The sequence below is a fragment of the Streptomyces africanus genome (assembly GCF_002150735.1).
In the GTDB taxonomy this organism is placed as follows: Bacteria; Actinomycetota; Actinomycetes; order Streptomycetales; family Streptomycetaceae; genus Streptomyces; species Streptomyces africanus.
This window is the reverse complement of sequence record NZ_MUKA01000562.1, coordinates 158-1,123: the sequence shown is the minus strand read 5'-3', so window position 1 is coordinate 1,123 and position 966 is coordinate 158. Positions and strand designations below refer to the sequence as shown.

The window sequence follows — 966 nt, the reverse complement described above, 5'->3', positions numbered from 1 at the left end:
CGGCCTGCTGGTCACCCCGCACGAGCTGGGCGACGACATCCTGCCCGCGCTCGCCATCGGGCTGGTGCTGACCATGGTGGCGCGCCCGCTGAGCGTGCTGGTGTCCCTGCGGCCCTTCCGGGTTCCCTGGCAGGAACAGGTCCTGATGTCCTGGGCGGGGCTGCGCGGGGCGGTGCCCATCATCCTGGCGACCATCCCCATGGTGGAGGGCGTCGAGGCGAGCCGCCGGATCTTCAACATCGTCTTCATCCTGGTCGTCGTCTACACCCTGGTCCAGGGTCCGACGCTGCCGTGGCTGGCCCGCAAGCTGCGCCTGGGCGACGGTTCGGAGGCCGCCGACCTCGGCATCGNNAGCTGCGGCTGCCGCACGGCGCCGCCGTGACACTGATCGTGCGCGGGGGCGAGTCCTTCGTGCCGCTGCCGACGACGATTTTGCAACGGGGGGACGAGCTGCTCGTGGTCGCCACGGACCCCGTCCGGGACGCGACCGAGCGCAGGCTGCGGGCCGTCGGGCACGGCGGAAAGCTGGCCGGCTGGCTCGGGACGGACGGGGCGAGCCGTTAGACGGCGATTTACCCTTTTTGGGATTCATAAGGCGGACGGGCCGTGGTGCTCACTTTCACAGGCCCGCAGCCCCTTGATCCCTGTACGATGAAGGCGTTACCCAGATCGAACCAACTCTGCCTGACGCAGAGCTGGCGCGACCGTATGGCGGTCGGGTCGCCCCTCCTCACCGGGCCCCGGCATCTACCGCAGTTCCGCGCAAGAGGACAGCTCTCGGCGCCGCCCGCCCACGGGCCCGCGCTACCAGGCGGCAGAAAGGCACGGGCCGTGGCGTCCACGGTCACCTCGAAGAAGTCGAAGAACTCGATGACCTCGCCGGACTCGAAGAGCTCGACGGATTCGAAAAACTCGACGGCTTCCGCCCGCCCGGGATACGGCCGGCTGCTGCGCACCCGCGGCGCC

At 70.0% G+C, this 966-nt stretch carries 1 pseudogene; it reads left to right on the top strand.

Going from position 1 to position 966, the window contains the following annotated elements:
- Positions 1 to 564 (top strand): annotated as a pseudogene (locus CCL05_RS42090) (cation:proton antiporter domain-containing protein); the annotation flags it as partial.
- Between the last annotated feature and the right edge of the window lie 402 nt (positions 565 to 966).